The sequence below is a fragment of the Rossellomorea yichunensis genome (genome assembly GCF_032337515.1).
In the GTDB taxonomy this organism is placed as follows: domain Bacteria; phylum Bacillota; class Bacilli; order Bacillales; family Bacillaceae_B; genus Rossellomorea; species Rossellomorea yichunensis.
In genome coordinates this window covers 589,155-605,507 of the sequence record NZ_JAVYAD010000003.1, presented here as the reverse complement: position 1 = coordinate 605,507, position 16,353 = coordinate 589,155, and the positions used below count along the sequence as shown (strand labels likewise).

Annotated in this window: 18 protein-coding genes; 1 reads left to right on the top strand and 17 read right to left on the bottom strand. The window is 41.3% G+C overall.

Annotation, left to right across the window (positions count from 1 at the left end; genetic code table 11):
- Nucleotides 1-289: 289 nt before the first annotated feature.
- From recO to rpsU, 15 genes are all read right to left on the bottom strand, one after another.
- The gene (recO, locus tag RSX31_RS10855) at nt 290-1,042 is read right to left on the bottom strand and encodes a DNA repair protein RecO (protein WP_148969716.1); all 753 of its coding nucleotides are present in this window, start codon (nt 1,040-1,042) and stop codon (nt 290-292) included.
- Between the two features lie 45 nt (nt 1,043-1,087).
- On the bottom strand, nt 1,088-1,231 hold the full coding sequence (locus RSX31_RS10850) for a YqzL family protein (RefSeq protein WP_098353091.1): 144 nt from the start codon (nt 1,229-1,231) through the stop codon (nt 1,088-1,090).
- 111 nt (nt 1,232-1,342) lie between these two features.
- Entirely contained in the window at nt 1,343-2,263 is a 921-nt protein-coding gene (era, locus tag RSX31_RS10845; protein ID WP_315634499.1) for a GTPase Era, read from the bottom strand.
- Nucleotides 2,256-2,654, bottom strand: coding sequence for a cytidine deaminase (locus tag RSX31_RS10840; protein ID WP_034757514.1), 399 nt, complete (start codon nt 2,652-2,654; stop codon nt 2,256-2,258). Before RSX31_RS10840 ends, era begins: the two co-directional genes overlap by 8 nt.
- A gap of 252 nt (nt 2,655-2,906) precedes the next feature.
- The gene (locus RSX31_RS10835; protein WP_148969719.1) at nt 2,907-3,305 is read right to left on the bottom strand and encodes a diacylglycerol kinase; all 399 of its coding nucleotides are present in this window, start codon (nt 3,303-3,305) and stop codon (nt 2,907-2,909) included.
- The gene (ybeY, locus tag RSX31_RS10830; protein ID WP_148969720.1) at nt 3,280-3,753 is read right to left on the bottom strand and encodes an rRNA maturation RNase YbeY; all 474 of its coding nucleotides are present in this window, start codon (nt 3,751-3,753) and stop codon (nt 3,280-3,282) included. Before ybeY ends, RSX31_RS10835 begins: the two co-directional genes overlap by 26 nt.
- Nucleotides 3,750-5,915 carry an HD family phosphohydrolase gene (locus RSX31_RS10825; RefSeq protein ID WP_315634498.1) on the bottom strand — a complete coding sequence of 722 codons (2,166 nt, stop codon included), beginning with the start codon at nt 5,913-5,915 and terminating at the stop codon, nt 3,750-3,752. Before RSX31_RS10825 ends, ybeY begins: the two co-directional genes overlap by 4 nt.
- A 212-nt stretch (nt 5,916-6,127) precedes the next feature.
- Nucleotides 6,128-7,087 carry a PhoH family protein gene (locus RSX31_RS10820; protein ID WP_148969722.1) on the bottom strand — a complete coding sequence of 320 codons (960 nt, stop codon included), beginning with the start codon at nt 7,085-7,087 and terminating at the stop codon, nt 6,128-6,130.
- A 3-nt stretch (nt 7,088-7,090) separates the two neighbouring features.
- Nucleotides 7,091-8,278: a sporulation protein YqfD gene (gene yqfD / locus RSX31_RS10815; protein ID WP_315634497.1), complete on the bottom strand. Its 1,188-nt coding sequence runs from the start codon at nt 8,276-8,278 to the stop codon at nt 7,091-7,093.
- Between the two features lie 11 nt (nt 8,279-8,289).
- The gene (gene yqfC / locus RSX31_RS10810) at nt 8,290-8,574 is read right to left on the bottom strand and encodes a sporulation protein YqfC (RefSeq protein WP_148969724.1); all 285 of its coding nucleotides are present in this window, start codon (nt 8,572-8,574) and stop codon (nt 8,290-8,292) included.
- A 57-nt stretch (nt 8,575-8,631) separates the two neighbouring features.
- The gene (locus RSX31_RS10805; RefSeq protein WP_148969725.1) at nt 8,632-9,096 is read right to left on the bottom strand and encodes a hypothetical protein; all 465 of its coding nucleotides are present in this window, start codon (nt 9,094-9,096) and stop codon (nt 8,632-8,634) included.
- A 29-nt stretch (nt 9,097-9,125) separates the two neighbouring features.
- Nucleotides 9,126-10,127 carry a flotillin-like protein FloA gene (floA, locus tag RSX31_RS10800; RefSeq protein ID WP_148995875.1) on the bottom strand — a complete coding sequence of 334 codons (1,002 nt, stop codon included), beginning with the start codon at nt 10,125-10,127 and terminating at the stop codon, nt 9,126-9,128.
- 26 nt (nt 10,128-10,153) lie between these two features.
- On the bottom strand, nt 10,154-11,464 hold the full coding sequence (locus tag RSX31_RS10795; protein WP_148969726.1) for an NfeD family protein: 1,311 nt from the start codon (nt 11,462-11,464) through the stop codon (nt 10,154-10,156).
- 337 nt (nt 11,465-11,801) lie between these two features.
- A complete protein-coding gene (locus tag RSX31_RS10790) occupies nt 11,802-12,248 on the bottom strand; it encodes a GatB/YqeY domain-containing protein (protein ID WP_148995755.1) in 447 nt (148 codons plus the stop codon).
- 14 nt (nt 12,249-12,262) lie between these two features.
- Nucleotides 12,263-12,436 carry a 30S ribosomal protein S21 gene (gene rpsU / locus RSX31_RS10785; RefSeq protein ID WP_032087602.1) on the bottom strand — a complete coding sequence of 58 codons (174 nt, stop codon included), beginning with the start codon at nt 12,434-12,436 and terminating at the stop codon, nt 12,263-12,265.
- 335 nt (nt 12,437-12,771) lie between these two features.
- Here rpsU and RSX31_RS10780 point away from each other — a divergent pair, with 335 nt between their 5' ends.
- Nucleotides 12,772-13,704, top strand: coding sequence for a Na/Pi symporter (locus RSX31_RS10780; protein ID WP_148969728.1), 933 nt, complete (start codon nt 12,772-12,774; stop codon nt 13,702-13,704).
- 36 nt (nt 13,705-13,740) lie between these two features.
- Here RSX31_RS10780 and deoC read toward each other — a convergent pair whose 3' ends face one another.
- Together deoC and RSX31_RS10770 are read right to left on the bottom strand one after the other, a co-directional pair.
- On the bottom strand, nt 13,741-14,412 hold the full coding sequence (gene deoC / locus RSX31_RS10775; protein ID WP_148995757.1) for a deoxyribose-phosphate aldolase: 672 nt from the start codon (nt 14,410-14,412) through the stop codon (nt 13,741-13,743).
- Between the two features lie 164 nt (nt 14,413-14,576).
- Nucleotides 14,577-16,241: a glycoside hydrolase family 13 protein gene (locus tag RSX31_RS10770; protein WP_315634496.1), complete on the bottom strand. Its 1,665-nt coding sequence runs from the start codon at nt 16,239-16,241 to the stop codon at nt 14,577-14,579.
- Between the last annotated feature and the right edge of the window lie 112 nt (nt 16,242-16,353).

Sequence of the window (16,353 nt, the reverse complement as noted above, 5' to 3'; positions counted from 1 at the left end):
CGGAAAGGCGTTCTTTGCCTTTTTGGTATGTTTGACTTATGACCTCGAGCCTCTAAGCCCCGGAGCTAGCAGACACCTAAAGCGGAGGGGCTTTGCCCAGAGGCGAAAAGCATAAGACGAACATACCGGAAAGGCGTTCTTTGCCTTTTTGGTATGTTTGACTTATGACCTCGAGCCTCTAAGCCCCGGAGCTAGCAGACACCCAAAGCGGAAACAAAACCCCAAAAAAACAGGCCCATTCACCATAGTGAATGGGCCCTTTCTATATAATCACAAGCAGCATTATAAGCTAGAATAAATCCTTCATGTTATCCATTTGGTCTAGGAACCTTCTGGATTTTAATGTTAGACCTGAATTTTCATCGTAATAAGTCCTGATTACCCGCTTTAATTGACGTTTTGTTTCATCTTTCACCGATATATTTCCCAATCGATTGATATCGAAATAGTAAAATACCCTCAGAAGCTTAACAGTGCTCTGCGAGATCGGAAAATGATGAGGATCTTCACTTAAACAACGATGACAGATGAATCCATTTTCTTTAAATGAGAAAGCGAACTCACCATCCGCCTCCCCGCATACACTACATCCATTCAAATGAGGGTACAACCCTAATACAGGGAGCATCTTCATTTCAAATATGTGCATAAGAATTTCGGGATCATAGTCTTCATTTAAATAGTGAATGGTCTTATAAAGCAATTCAAATAGAAATGGGTTCGGTTTCCGGTCTTCAGTCGCTTTGTCGAGAAGGTCTACGATGTAAGTGGCATAAGCCGTTTTAAACAGATCTTCCCTCACATGCCTTAACGATTCAACCATCTCTCCCTGTTGGAGTGTACCCAGCCCACTTCCTTTAATAAAAAGGAAATAACCATATGTAAACAATTGTGAAATGGCGGATAGACGGCTATTTGGTTTCTTTGCCCCTCTAGCCATCAATCCTATCTTTCCGAATTCTCGTGTGTATATGGTAACAATCTTGTTCGACTCACCGTAATGATTCGTTCTGATAACGATTCCTTCACACTTCTGCAGCATATAGCCACCTCCCGACATCAATGCATCCGGGTGATGACAAGTTTATCACGTTAAAGGAAAATCAACTTCCGCTGTTTCTTCTTCAAAGCTGTAAGGATCCTCGATCGTCTCCTTTTCAAGCTCCTTAAAAAGTAAATAGGTGTCTATACTTCCTGTCTGCGAAAAAAATTTCCATGTTAAGTCTAACATAAAAAACCCACCTTTCTGGATTTAAACTAGCAAGACTTCATAAGCTTTCTTGTGATTAGAATGAGCTTTTTCTCTCTAAAAGATGCGGCCTAAATATTGTTAATTCAGCTATCAATATTCGTCGTCGCTGAATCCAAAGTCACGCAGGGTAGAAGATCGGTTTCTCCAATCCTTCTGTACCTTCACCCATAGTTCAAGATAAACCTTTGACCCCAACAGGTTCTCAATGTCGACACGGGAGCGCTTCCCTACTTCCTTTAGCATCGACCCCTGTTTTCCGATGACAATCCCTTTTTGCGAGTCTCTCTCCACAATAATGGTTGCGATCACGTCAATAAGGTCCTTCTCTTGCTTTCGCTCCATTTTATCGATCACGACTGCAATGCTGTGTGGAATCTCTTCCCTTGTCAGATGCAGGACCTTCTCACGTATGAGTTCTGAAACGATAAAACGTTCAGGATGGTCTGTAATCTGATCAGCAGGATAAAATTGAGGACCTTCTGGCAGGTGATCCTTTAATAATTGTAGAAGGTTATCTACATTATTACCTTCAAGTGCTGAAATCGGAACAGTCGCTGCGAAAGGAAACAGGTCATTGTATTGTTGAATCATCGGCAATAAAGCATCCGGGTGAATTTGATCAATCTTATTAAGAATAAGGAAAACAGGTGTTTTAACCCCTTTTAACTTCTCGATGATGAAGTGATCCCCTTTTCCCAAACCTTCTTCTACGTTGACCATAAACAAAATGACGTCCACTTCTTTTAAAGTGTTCTGAGCAATCTTCATCATGAAGTCTCCCAGTTTATGTTTCGGTTTGTGTATCCCTGGAGTATCGATGAATATCATTTGTGCATCATCTGTCGTGAAAACTCCCTGAACTTTGTTTCGTGTTGTTTGAGGCTTATCACTCATAATCGCAATCTTTTGACCGATTACACGGTTCAAGAAAGTGGACTTCCCTACGTTTGGCCGTCCGATAATGGAGATAAAGCCTGATTTGTATTCTGTATTACTGCCTATATTACTCATTTAAATCCTCCGGTGAAAAAGCTCCTGGTAATAGTTCTGCAACGGTTAGTTCTTCCACATCGCCTTTAAGGTTTGTCAGTACGACTTTCATCTCTTTCGGACATAACTCTGAAATGACCTGACGACAGGCTCCACATGGCGGCACCGGTCTTGCCGTGTCTGCTACAACCGCAATCATTGAATAGTCTGTATCGCCTTCTGAGTATGCTTTGAATAGAGCTGTTCTTTCAGCACAATTACACATACTGTAGGCTGCATTCTCGATATTACAACCGTGATATACCTTACCATCCTTAGACAGAAGGGCCGCTCCCACCTTAAATTTACTATAGGGTACGTATGCTTTTTCTCTCGCTAGTTTAGCTTCTTGTATCAATTGTTCTGCATTCATTGGTTTAACTCTCCTTTTAACCCTTACAAATTCATTTTACTACAATTTTCATAAAAGAAAATGGGCTGTTATCATTTTGTAATAAAATAGTTAGATAATTCAAACTATTTATCAATTTTGTCCTTTGCTCCACTTATTCTATACAAGTATAAGAACGTTTTCAAATGAATTAAAAGCTGCGGGAAAGAAATCGTTCCATTTCTCTCCTGCAGCCTTTGTTTTTCAACTATTTGTGCCTCTTTTTGCATCCCATTAAAGTGTAGTGATGAGTTCAAGCAGCTTTGGGATGAATATAATAGCACCAACAACCGCTGTACACACGGCAAAGAGTAAGACGGCAGCCGAAGCAAGATCTTTCGCCGCTTTCGCCAAGGGATGGTAGTCTGAAACTGAAAGGTCCACTGCCTTTTCGATTGCCGTATTCATGGTTTCAAGTGCCAGTACGGAAAACACCAATATAATCAGGATGATCCATTCCATGGAAGATACGGAAAGGAGATATGCTAAGATAAAGACAATGATCCCTACACATGAGTGAATCCTGAAATTCTGCTCCGTTGACCATACAGATTTAATCCCATCTGCCGCATATCCAAAAGACTTCAAGAACCTGAATAGGCCGAACTTATTCCCTTTTGAGTCCATACTCATCTAAAATATCCTTTTGTCTTTGAAACATTTTCTTTTCATCCATTTCTTCCATGTGATCATAGCCTAATAAATGCAGGAATCCGTGAAGGGCAAGAAAACCAAGTTCACGGGAAAATGAATGATTGTATTCTTCAGCCTGCTCTTTGGCTCGCTCGATGGATATGATGATATCACCGAGTACCCGGGGAATTTGACCGCCTACTATTTCGACTTCGTCCTCTCCCAGTTCTTCAAGAGCAAAGGAAATGACATCCGTCGGCTGGTCCTTATGGCGGTACTCCCGGTTGATTTCCTGTATTCTTTCGTTCGTCACAAACGTAACCGACACTTCGCTGTCATCTTCGACCTCTTCTTCTTTTGCAGCAAAGTTCAAGATGTTTTGCACCAAACTTGTTTCCTCTTCGGATAATTTTTCAGTTTCATCAATAAAGTCGATCAATAATGTCATGCTTTTTCTCCTTTTGCTTTAAGTTCCGGATATTCTATTCTCGGATGAAAGATTCCATTCAGTGTCTCACAAAGAGACTTCTTGACAGTCTCTAATTGCTTTAATGAAATATCGCATTCGTTAAACTGACCGTCCTGCAGGCGGTCTTGTACTATGGAATGAACAAGCTGTTGAATCTCTCCTTGCGTGGGAGATTTCTTCGATCTGACAGCCGCTTCCACACTATCCGCTATGCTGATAATGGCCGCTTCCCTTGTTTGTGGTTTAGGACCGGGATATCGATAATCTTCTTCCTTAACATCTTTCCCTTGTTCCTGTGCCTTATAATAAAAAAATTTCAACAAGGTTGTCCCATGATGCTGCTCGGCAATATCGACGATTTCCTTTGGCAGCTTATGCTTCCGCAGCATGTCGGCACCATCTGAAGCATGACTTATAATAACATCCCTGCTCGTCTCAGGCGAGACCCGATCATGAGGATTTTCCATATTAAGCTGATTTTCAATAAAAAAATGTGGCCTTTTTGATTTACCGACATCATGATAGTAGCAGCCGACTCTCGCTAATAGGCCGTTTGCACCAATGGATTCACATGCAGATTCTGCAAGATTCGCTACCATGACACTGTGATGATATGTACCAGGTGCATCGGTCAGCAGCTTCTTCAATAATGGTTGTGTAGGGCTTGAAAGCTCCACCAGCCTCATGGAGGAAAGTATGCCAAACCCGGCCTCGAAAAACGGCAGAAAACCGATTGTTAATATAGAGGAACTGATTCCTGATACCAGGGCAAACACGAGATAATACACATATTCACTGTTCGAATATGTGGTTCCGCTTAATAGAATCAAGAACCCGAGGATCAAAATATTCACAAGAGCTACGTAAATCCCCGCCCTTAATATATTGGAGCGCTGATTACGGCTCACCAGGAAAAGAATCCCGGATACGCCACTGAATAACGTATAAATCGCAATTTCAATATCGATTGATCCTGAGAACTGTTGATGAAATACGATACTCGAGCACGCAGAAAGGATAAACACCATCATCATAGCGATCCGTTCATTCAGTAGGATTCTAAGTATCATCCCGGTGAACGCTGCAGGGAATATGAAGGCTATATCATTGATTTCCAGTTGCTCTATGAGTCCCACGATCTTCATGATCAAGAGTGATATCACAAATACAATGCTCGTGAGGATTAAATAATTTTGTTTCCTTTCTTCGGTTACTTCCAATGTGTAGAAGAAATAATACAATGAACTGATCACCACAAGCACAAAGAGTGCCAATCCGATGTACGGGCGGAAGGAGAACGTATTTTCCACCATACCCAAGGACTTCAGGATACTGTATTTTTTAGAGGTGATCAGTTCCCCATCTTCCACGATGACTCCACCTTCGATAATTTCAACCTTTTGCACATTTGCCTCGGCAAGTTTCTTTAACTCATCCGTTTTTTCAGCATCATAGTAAAGTGTCGGCTCCAAAGCGACTTTCCCCAATTTGACGGCGGCAGTGGATAAATCACCTTCGAAGGAATAGTTGGTGATCCGCTGTTCTAAGTTCAATTTTGCTTCGTTTAATTCTTCCTCTTTCACCCCGTTTTCCATGATGATCTTCATCTGTGTGGAAACGATGGTTTCTAGCCGCGACAGGTCATCCTCTGAAGCCACCAGGAGTATCTTTAACACGTCATCACTTAAACTGTTGGTTATATTATTATTTTTATCCTTAGGCAATTTTGCTTTCAGAAGTTTCAACTGATCATTAATATCGGTATTTTGGGAAGGCTTTAGATCATCTTCTTCACCTGCCTGTGCTGAAGATTCTTTCTTCACTTCATTTACACTTTCAATCAGTGAGCGAAGAAGGGATATGGAGTTGTCTACCGCTCCTTCTTTCGTGGTATAGACATTCGCTACTTCAGCCTTTGCTTCTTCCTTCTTCTTCTCGGTAGCCTCATCATCAACGAATTTCTTAGGAGCCCTTATCGTAGTAGGAGCTTCTTCATACAAATTGATATCAAGGGTTTTCGGTTTTACATTTCCAAATAAAACCCCAAAAACAATAATGCCAAGTAACACAAATAAGAGATTAGTAAAGAGTCGGTAGCTAAGAAAGCTCCTTATCTTGAGTAAAAATGGGTGCGTTTGCATAAAGAACCCCCTGTTATGTAAGTACAATTTTAACCAGTTCAAGGTATAGAGCTCACAGAAAGCATAATAAAAAACGATCTAGCAATTATGTAAAATGATAACAGTTTTTCTCTTAATTATCCATGTTAAACCCGATAAAAAAAGATTGATCCCTGCATGCGCCGCCTCTATTAACAGGGACATGAACACATTGGATCAATCTCTTTATCGTTTTATTTTTCAATTGTTTCATAGGCATTGATGATTTTAGCGACTAATGGGTGACGAACCACATCCGCTTGATCAAGATAAATAAAAGATACGCCTTTTACATCTTTTAATATTTTTTCAGAAGAAATCAGTCCTGACTCGCTTCCTCTCGGTAAGTCCACTTGAGAGCGATCTCCTGTAATAATCATCTTCGAATCAAAGCCAAGTCTGGTTAAAAACATTTTCATTTGTGCTTTCGTTGTGTTTTGTGCCTCATCGAGGATGACAAACGCATCATCCAGTGTACGGCCTCTCATATAAGCAAGAGGAGCGATTTCAATGGTTCCTCTTTCTATCAACCGGGCTGTATGCTCAGCCCCAAACACATCATGCAGAGCGTCATATAAGGGACGTAGATAAGGGTCCACTTTTTCCTTCAGGTCCCCCGGAAGGAAGCCAAGACTCTCTCCCGCTTCAACAGCAGGCCTTGTGAGAATTATTTTCTTTACTTGCCCATTTTTCAACGCATGTACCGCCATCACTACAGCAAGATAGGTTTTCCCCGTACCTGCCGGACCAATCCCAAACACCATATCGTGTTTTTTGATAGCCTGAATGTATTGGCGCTGCCCAAGGGTTTTCACCCTGATGGATTTACCTTTTGCATTTTTCGTGATTTCTTCATTGTACAAGTCTGTAAAGTATTCAAGTGTCCCTTGCTTGCCCATTTCCAGTGCATAGTGGACATCTCTTTGGCCAATATTGATTCCTTTACGTATTACAGCTACGAGTCGATCTGAAACATCTAGAGCGAGACTTACATCTTCTTCCTTACCTGAAACCAGCAATTCTTCGCCTCTTGTTACGATTGAAACGTGTAATTCCTGTTCTATTAATTTAAGGTGAGAATCTGAAACACCAAACAAAGCGATGGCTTCATTAGGGTTTTCAAGTTGTAATTTCATTAAGATTTCATCTGACATTCGTTAGTCTCCTTGAATAATTGGTTGTCCTACTGCAATATTTTCTAATACTTTGAAGTGAATTGTTACCCTAACTTTACCATTCTCAACCTTTTCTTGCAAAATTTTTTCACCTATGACTTCTGCATCCTCCGGGAGGGTGGACTCCAAATTACTTTTGGCCAGCTTCTTCGCCGCATCGATGGCTTCTGATTTCGTATAAGTTCTCTCTACATCTTCTTTCTCTTTAAAGCTTTTATCAATATAATATATTGGCAGCTCCCATTTCAAGAAACGAAGGTTCTTTTTGTTCTCTTCCACGATGGACTCTTTATACTCAACTTTCCCGAATCCCCACACCGGAATATTGAAAGAGCCGACTCCGACATATCGCTTTCTCTTTTCATCGCCGCTAAAAACCACAAACTGGGATTTCAACGGTAGATCAACGTTAGATTTATACCATGTTTCCCCCAGGATTTTCGCCTTGGCCGGGACCCCTTTAGGATCTTTTTCATTCCCGATCAAACCGGATACAAGGAGCTGACCTTTATTCACATAATCATTGACGTCCACCTGGGGATCTCCTTCTTCTACGAACATCTGAGTGATGATCGCTTTCTTCTTCGCTACAATATGCTGCAGACCGGAGGATTCAGAAGGCTCAGGGGCGTTCTTCTCAACCACTTGGAAGTGAAAGGTTGTCCCTTGCAATTCCACCCCTACCCATGTAATATTGTTCATCCTGTAGGATAGCTCTCTTTGAATATTTTCTACATCCGGGAGTGAGAATTGCAGTTTCCCTTTTGATACTCCCATTTCTTCCAGCTCTTTTCTTATACTGTGCTCCGTTTGCGGTGACGCCCCCTTAATTTGGATGCCCCACACCATATTGGAGAGCAGGAACACGATGATGAAGAAAGCAAGTCCACCAATCATGAACCCTGAGTTCTTCAGGGAGCGCTTGAACAAAAATGGAACTCCCTGACCTCTTAGAAATGTCACTTTACACTCGGATGTTCGAACAGCTCTTCTGAAGTTATGTACATCCTCTAAGGATAAGTAAAAGGTGATGGTTTCTGTTCCAGCTCTCTTCACATTCCAAATCGTGATACCCGCCCGAAGCAGTTGATTGATGACCCTCTCGACTAGTCTGCCTTCCATTTTCACAAATACCTTTCCCCTTAGAAAGGTGAACCATTGATTCTTCAAATCCGTCCCTCCTATTGTTCTAAATAGATCACTTCTACGATCTTCCCCTGAAGAAGAATTTCTTCCGGAAGAATCATCTTGATGACAAATTGTTCACCTTTTATTAAAAGTTGACCTTGTTTTAGCAGAAGTCGTACCTCTCGATCTGTGAACGTTAACAGACCACGATGGTTCTCTATATAGATATGAATTTGTCCAATCATTGTGACGCGAGGAAGGTCCATCATGACATCTTCAGGTAAATCCATTTTCTGGGTCATCCATTTACGCATGTGTTGTAAAAAGCTTTTTGCCATAAAAAAAGAACCCCCTTTCATCTCATATTTATGAAATGAAAAGGGGTTTCATCACTCTTATTTTTGATGATGCCGTTTTTTTGATCTCGGAGGTCCGAATACCTCTGAAAAAATAAATCCTTTTACGATATCATCTTCCTTATTGAAATCAATGTTGAGAGTTGAACTTTTTTCCCGTATCTTCTTTGCCCTTGTTTGATGAGCTTCAAGTCTGCGGGAATATCGCTCCTCTTTCTTTTGCAAGTCTGCATAAGTTGATTCCGCTTCCTTCTTCTTTTCTTCAAATCTGGTTTGAATGGAAGAGGCTGCGTCTTTCAATGGTTCTTTATAATCTCTCGGCACTCTGCTCCGTGCCGGTCTCTCTCTCTCCCTTTCTCTCTCTCTTGCATGAGGTTCGGATGGAGGGGCAGATGCCGTTTGAATCGGTTTTTGCCTTACCGGTTTATTTGAAGGCGACTCTTTCACTTTATTGAAAATCGACGTGATAAGCCCGATCAGTATGGCAATGATTAAAGGTTCCATGGAGAAAACTCCTTTCTCACAAGGGGATATTACTTATCTTTAGAATTTTTCGGATCATTTTTATCCCCGGTTAGTTTGCCAATCGAGTCTCTCATTTCCGTATCGGCGTCGATATTCTTTATGTTCATATAGTCCATCACACCGATATTGCCTGATCGAAGTGCTTCAGCCATGGCAAGAGGTACTTCTGCTTCTGCTTCCACAACCTTCGCTCTCATCTCTTCTACTCTTGCTTTCATTTCCTGCTCATTGGCAACGGCCATTGCTCTTCTTTCTTCCGCTTTCGCTTGAGCAATGTTCTTATCAGCTTCCGCTTGTTCTGTTTGCAGTTCTGCTCCGATATTCTTGCCGATATCAACGTCCGCAATATCAATCGAGAGAATTTCAAATGCCGTACCTGCATCCAGGCCTTTTGAAAGGACCGTTTGAGAAATCAGATCCGGATTTTCCAATACCTTCTTGTGGTTGTCGGATGAACCTATTGTAGATACAATCCCTTCCCCTACACGGGCAACGATCGTCTCTTCCCCTGCACCCCCGACAAGGCGGTCGATATTCGCACGGACCGTAATACGCGCTTTCGCTTTCACTTCAATTCCATCCATTGCGACACCGGCAATGAATGGTGTTTCGATCACTTTAGGGTTAACACTCATTTGAACCGCTTCAAGTACGTCACGACCTGCAAGGTCAATCGCCGCAGCACGCTCAAAGGTCAATTCAATATTTGCACGATGAGCTGCAATTAATGCATTCACCACTCTGTCCACGTTACCACCAGCTAAATAGTGACTCTCAAGCTGATTGATCGTTACCGTGATTCCTGCTTTATGGGCTTTAATCAATGGATTGATCACACGACTCGGGATAACACGTCTCAACCTCATTCCCACAAGTGTGAAAATACTGATTCTTACTCCTGCTGCAATCGCTGAAATCCACAGCATGACTGGTACAAATGTAAATAAAACTGCTAATACAATCACTCCCACCACAATGGCAACGAGCAATAAAATCGTACTTGGTCCTATAACCATATTCTTTTCCTCCTAAGTAATTATGAAATGTCTCTTACAACAATCCGTGAGCCTTCTACTTTCACAATCTTAACTCTTTCGCCAGCTTTAATAAAGCCGCCCTCTGTCACTGCATCAATTCTTTCATCATCCACGATCACGGTACCGGAAGGTCTTAGAGGAGTTTTCGTTACTCCTTCTTTACCGATCAACTCCAATCGATTGATGTTTGATACATATCCACTTTCTGTGCTTGTTGAATCTTTTAAAATGATTTTGTTGAAAAATTTCATTTTTTTACCAAACACCTTTACAAATATAATCATTGTAGCAACGGCAATAAGTAAAGCGATAAGAAGAGAAATTCCCATTTGCACTACATCGCCTCCTGCCAACATAATACTTGCGAGTATTGCCCCGATGCCAAGTCCCCCTGCGATTCCCCCAGGGAGGAAAAATTCCGCAACGACAAGAGCGATTCCAATGATGAAGAGGATTATCGTTTCGTAACCGGCAAGTCCCGCCACTAAGTGTCCATAAAAGAATAATACAAGTGAAATCAATCCGATAGAACCGGCAATGCCAAAGCCTGGTGAATACAATTCGACAATCAACCCAAGGCTTGCCAACGAAAGAAGGATTGGTACCACGACCGGATTTGTTATAAATCGTGCCAGTTTCTCTGCAAATGTCTCTTCAACATTTACAACAGAAGATTCATCTACACCAAGGGTTTCGTATAACTCATCCAGATTCGCAACTGTTCCTTCAGAGTAGCCGACTTGTTTGGCTTCTTTTGAACCCAGGGTTAATAATTCCCCTTTTTCAATCCCCAATTCTTCGATTACTACCGATTCATCCGCCATGGCTAAAGCAACTTGAGGATCTCTCCCATTTGATTCAGCGGCACTCTTCATGGCAGAAAGCCAGTAACTCTGAGCTTTCTTATCAGCGGCATTTCCAGCTTGATCGATCACAGCCGCAGAACCGATTTGACCATTTGGAACCATATAGATCTCATCTGCATGAAGGGAGATGAAGGCACCTGCCGATAAAGCATGATTATTCACAAAGGCAACCGTCTTTGTTTCTACTCCGTCAAGGAGCTGACCAATATCACCAGCTGCAGTGACCAGACCTCCAGGCGTATCAATATCAAAAACAATCAGTTCAGCATTGTTTTCCTCTGCATCACTTATCGCTCTCTCCAAAAATGCATGAAGGCCTTTTTCAACTTCTTTGTGAATAGGAATAACGTATACTTTCTTTGTATTCTCAGCAGAGCTTAACAAGGGCTGTAGAAAACTGAACCCAAGAATCATCATGAAAAATATAAGTAGACCTTTTTTCAACGCAACCCCCTCGTTTCAGGTAATATTCCTTGATACTCTATGTACGATTGACCTATTAAAATAGTTTCAACTTTTTTAAAAATATTATGATGTTTGCGTGGAATTTATTAATATAGTAAAAAAACTCGAAAGAGAAGGATGTTTTTTGATGGGCTGTTCTTGTTTATAACGATTCTTTACTCTTTATTATCAACCTGCTCAAGTTTATTTTCAACCTTCAATCTTTAATTTTACCTTTCCCCAACTTAATTTCAAACCTCCCCCTCATGGTAACCCCCACTTTTATAACGTGCATAAAAAAACCGGAAAGCATGATGGCTTTCCGGTTTCTTTAATCTTATGATAAATGTTGAAGAACAAGTTTGTTGACGAGAGCTCCATCGGCTTTCCCTTTTAATTTAGGCATGATTGCTCCCATCACTTTGCCCATGTCGGCTTTAGAAGTAGCACCTACCTCCGCTACTGTCTGTTGGACAATAGCAGAGACCTCTTCTTCTGAAAGCTGCTTAGGCATATATATTTCGACGTAAGTCAGTTCTGTTTGAATTTTTTCAACGAGGTCTTCGCGACCAGCGTTTTGAAATTCTTGGAGGGAGTCTTTCCGTTGCTTCACTTCTCGAGAAAGGACAGTCAACTCTTCGTCTTCAGAGAGTTCCTGTTTCCCATGTTTAATCGCTTCATTTTGAAGTGAGGCTTTTAGCATGCGAATCACAGAAAGCTTCTCTTTTTCTTTATTTTTCATCGCTTGTTTCATATCATCATTTAAACGATTGAGAAGACTCATGCTTACACCCTCTCTTAGAACTTACGCTTTCTTGCAGCTTCTGATTTCTTTTTGCGTTTTACGCTTGGCTTTTCATAAAATTCGCGCTTTCTAAACTCTTGTAAAGTTCCTGTTTTAGAAACTGAGCGTTTGAAGCGACGAAGAGCATCTTCAAGCGATTCGTTTTTACGAACAACTGTTTTTGACATCTCTCTTTCCCTCCCTCCGAACACACTACACTTACATGTTCAAGTCAAGAAATGGTTTGTACCAATTTCTTAAGACGCAAAATTTTCCCGCGTCCTTTACTTCACCAATAGGTTATGGCTTTGCCCTTGGATCATTGTCACAAGGGGACAGAAAGTGTATGTCTTTCTTGGATGAATTCTTTATTAACATAAAGAAATCCATGTACTTTGCCATTATAATATATGATATGTAATAGGTCAACAATTTATCATAAAACAGGTCACATAAATAGGCATGTCTCACTCTTTTCTTCCATACATTTGTATAAAGCAGGCTGGTGTGTGGGAGGAATATAATGATTTTACATGGAATCGCCTTTATTTTTTTCATTTTATGTTTTTTGCTGGGGATGACTTGGCTGAGGACAGGGCTCTTTAATATTGCCAATCAGAAAATAAAGAAATGGCTTCATTATTTAACGAGCACTCCCGCTAAAGGTGTTCTTACAGGAACGATAGTGACAGCCTTTATCCACAGCAGTTCTGCCGTTATGGTTCTCACAGTGGGACTGGCCTCATCCGGCTTGATACCGTTCAGACAGACTATCGGAATCATGCTTGGATCGAATATCGGGACAACGTTCACTCTTGAAATGTTCACACTGGATATGAATTATCTTATTGTCCCATCCATGGTCATCGGATGCATTCTGTATTTCTTCCGCTCACCTTCCATCCGAAGTGCTGGAATGATATTTATCGGGTTTGGATTAATCTTTACGTCGATCCGCGCGATTCAGTGGTTAGCTACTCCATTAACGACTCACGAATCCTTGCGCACGTATATCATAGAAGTGAACGAGCATGTTGTACTCGCCCTACTTGTTGGTTGTGTATTAACGGCGATCATCCAATCCAGCACCGTTGTCACAGGGGTAACGATGGGATTTCTGGCAGCAGGTTCCATCGACCTTCATGCAGGAATCGCCATCATGCTCGGCGCAAACGTCGGGACGTGTATTACAGCCTTTATTGCAAGCATCGGTGGAGGAATTCAAGCTAAACTGACGGCGTACGCTCATATTTGGCTTAACGTTATTGGGGTCGCTCTTTTCATCCCCTTCATTCCACTACTCGGATCGGTTGTTCGATCTTTAGCAGGCTCACCCGATTTACAATTGGCACATGCCAGTGTCATATTTAACATTTTATGCTCGATCCTTGTGTTGCCATTTGCGAATCAATTCGCCCGATTTATCGAAAGAATTCACCAGCCAAAAAAAAGCTGAACAAGGATTGAGATCCCCGTTCAGCTTTTTTTCTCATTAATAATCAGAGTCGCTTGTCAAGCCTTGTACGATTTTTACACCTGAGCTTGCTCCCAGGCGAGTAGCTCCAGCATCAATCATTGCTTGAGCATCTTCAGAAGAACGAACGCCTCCTGAAGCTTTCACACCGATATCTGGTCCGACTGTTTTTCTCATAAGAGCGATATCTTCGACTGTCGCTCCTCCAGTAGAGAATCCTGTAGATGTTTTCACATAGTCTGCTCCAGCTTCTACAGCTAATTGGCAAGCTTTCACTTTTTCTTCATCCGTCAGCAGACATGTTTCAATGATCACTTTTGAAAGTGCCTTACCTTTAGATGCTGCCACAACAGCTTCAATGTCGCGTTTAACCAACTCATGATCGCCACTTTTTAAAGCGCCGATATTGATTACCATATCAACTTCTGTAGCACCTTTTTCGATTGCATCCTTTGTTTCGAATGCTTTCGTTTCAGGCGTAGAAGCTCCCAGCGGGAACCCGATAACCGTACACACTTTCACTTCAGTGCCGCTTAATAGTTCGCTTGAATATTTTACCCATGTCGGGTTAACGCATACAGAAGCAAACTTAAATTCTTTCGCTTCCTGGCAAAGTACTTCTACTTGGTCTTTCGTTGATTCAGGTTTAAGTAAAGTATGATCAATCATACTAGCAATGTTCGTAGTCATTCATTATCTCTCCTTTAACAGTTGTCCGTACCTCTCTTATCATAACAAAACAAAGAGAAAAAGACGAGCATTTCTTATTAGCATCTCCAAAAAAAGAAAACCTTTTCATTTTTTATAAGAAAATGAAAACAACCCCGGCAATCTTTGCCAGGGTTGTGAATTTATCATTTTAAACGGTACACTCTCGCCTCGTATGGCTTAAGCGTTATCTTGCTTACAATTTCATGGCTGTTTACATCATAGTTATTCAACAGAAGATTTGAAGAGGAGACTTCCAATTCACCAAGGTCACAAACGGCATCATCAGTGGAAAGGTTTGTGATCACGATCATGGATTGATCTTCTCCTGTGCGGGTATACGCATAGATTTGCTTGTCTTTTTCAAGAAGCAGGTCATAGATCCCGTAGGTGAAGACATCTTCTTTTTTCTTTAGTTGAATCATTTTTTTATAGAAGTTCAGAATGGAGCTTTCATCCTTCTCCTGAGCTTTTACATTAATTGTTTTATAGTTTGGGTTCACTTTCATCCAAGGCTTGCTGTTTGTGAATCCACTGTTTACCTCGTCAGTCCATTGCATCGGTGTTCTGCTGTTGTCACGGGAAGAAGCCCAGATGATGTCCATGATGTCTTGGTGAGGTACCCCTTCTTCACGCTTCAGACGATACAGATTCTTGACCGCTACATCATCATAATCTTCAATGGATGGGAATTGGACATTTGTCATACCGATTTCCTGACCTTGATAAATAAAAGGAGTCCCCTGCATCAAGAAGTACATGGTCGCCATGGCAGTGGCACTTTCTCTCCAATATTCTTTATCATTCCCCCAAGTGGAAACAACTCTTGCTTTATCATGATTTTCGATGAATAGAGCATTCCACCCATTGCCTTCAAGGCCTTTCTGCCAGCGAGTGAGCACCTTTTTCAATTCGACAATATCAAGGTCAGGGTTGGTTTCTGCGTCCCAGAGACCAAGATGTTCGAATTGGAAAATCATATCCATCTTACCATTTTCTTTTCCGACCCACAGTTCCGCTTCATCGGCTTTTACACCATTCGCTTCCCCAACGGACATGACATCATAGTTTGCATACGTCCGATCCTTGAATTCTTGCAGAAACGTATGAATCCCTTTTTGATTCATATGCATATCGAAAGAAGAAACATACTTTTCCTTTTTCGGATTTGGCATATCAGGTAGACCCGGACGTTTCTTAATATGGCTGATGGCATCGATTCTGAAGCCATCAATCCCTTTATCAAGCCACCAGTTGACTGTGTCATAAAGAGCGTCGCGGACTTCTTCATTTTCCCAGTTCAAATCCGGCTGCTTCGTAGAGAATACGTGAAGGAAATATTGATCTGTTTCATCGTCATACTCCCATGCCGATCCTCCAAAGATGCTTTCCCAGTTATTTGGCTCCTTGCCTTTTACGCCATCTCTCCAGATATACCAGTCACGCTTAGGATTTTCTTTAGAGCTCTTAGATTCAATGAACCAAGGGTGCTCATCACTTGTATGATTAAGTACTAGGTCAATGATCAGTTTCATATCTCTCTTGTGAACCTCATTAAGTAATTGATCGAAGTCCTCCATCGTACCGAAGTCTTCCATAATATCCTGATAATCAGAAATATCATATCCATTATCATCATTAGGTGATTTATACATTGGACAAATCCAAATCACATCGATACCTAATTCTTTAATATAATCCAACCGTTGAATCACGCCCTGCAAATCACCAATTCCGTCGCCGTTTGAATCCTGAAAACTCCTTGGATAGATTTGATAGCCTACCGCTTCTTTACGCCATGCCTTTTTCATCGTAACACCTCATTAAAGTATAGTAAGATACAAACGCTTACATTAATGCAATCGTTTGCACTATTAGTTTAAAAAAAAGACCTGTTTCATTTATTATATTGACATTAATAGT

Coding starts and splice junctions, on each gene's coding strand:
- recO (WP_148969716.1), bottom strand. CDS start 1,042: ATGCTGCAGAAGTGTGAAGGAATCGTTATCAGAACGAATCATTACGGT.
- RSX31_RS10850 (WP_098353091.1), bottom strand. CDS start 1,231: ATGTTAGACTTAACATGGAAATTTTTTTCGCAGACAGGAAGTATAGAC.
- era (WP_315634499.1), bottom strand. CDS start 2,263: ATGAGTAATATAGGCAGTAATACAGAATACAAATCAGGCTTTATCTCC.
- RSX31_RS10840 (WP_034757514.1), bottom strand. CDS start 2,654: ATGAATGCAGAACAATTGATACAAGAAGCTAAACTAGCGAGAGAAAAA.
- RSX31_RS10835 (WP_148969719.1), bottom strand. CDS start 3,305: ATGAGTATGGACTCAAAAGGGAATAAGTTCGGCCTATTCAGGTTCTTG.
- ybeY (WP_148969720.1), bottom strand. CDS start 3,753: ATGACATTATTGATCGACTTTATTGATGAAACTGAAAAATTATCCGAA.
- RSX31_RS10825 (WP_315634498.1), bottom strand. CDS start 5,915: ATGCAAACGCACCCATTTTTACTCAAGATAAGGAGCTTTCTTAGCTAC.
- RSX31_RS10820 (WP_148969722.1), bottom strand. CDS start 7,087: ATGTCAGATGAAATCTTAATGAAATTACAACTTGAAAACCCTAATGAA.
- yqfC (WP_148969724.1), bottom strand. CDS start 8,574: ATGGCAAAAAGCTTTTTACAACACATGCGTAAATGGATGACCCAGAAA.
- RSX31_RS10805 (WP_148969725.1), bottom strand. CDS start 9,096: ATGGAACCTTTAATCATTGCCATACTGATCGGGCTTATCACGTCGATT.
- RSX31_RS10790 (WP_148995755.1), bottom strand. CDS start 12,248: ATGAGTCTTCTCAATCGTTTAAATGATGATATGAAACAAGCGATGAAA.
- rpsU (WP_032087602.1), bottom strand. CDS start 12,436: ATGTCAAAAACAGTTGTTCGTAAAAACGAATCGCTTGAAGATGCTCTT.
- RSX31_RS10780 (WP_148969728.1), top strand. CDS start 12,772: ATGATTTTACATGGAATCGCCTTTATTTTTTTCATTTTATGTTTTTTG.
- deoC (WP_148995757.1), bottom strand. CDS start 14,412: ATGACTACGAACATTGCTAGTATGATTGATCATACTTTACTTAAACCT.
- RSX31_RS10770 (WP_315634496.1), bottom strand. CDS start 16,241: ATGAAAAAGGCATGGCGTAAAGAAGCGGTAGGCTATCAAATCTATCCA.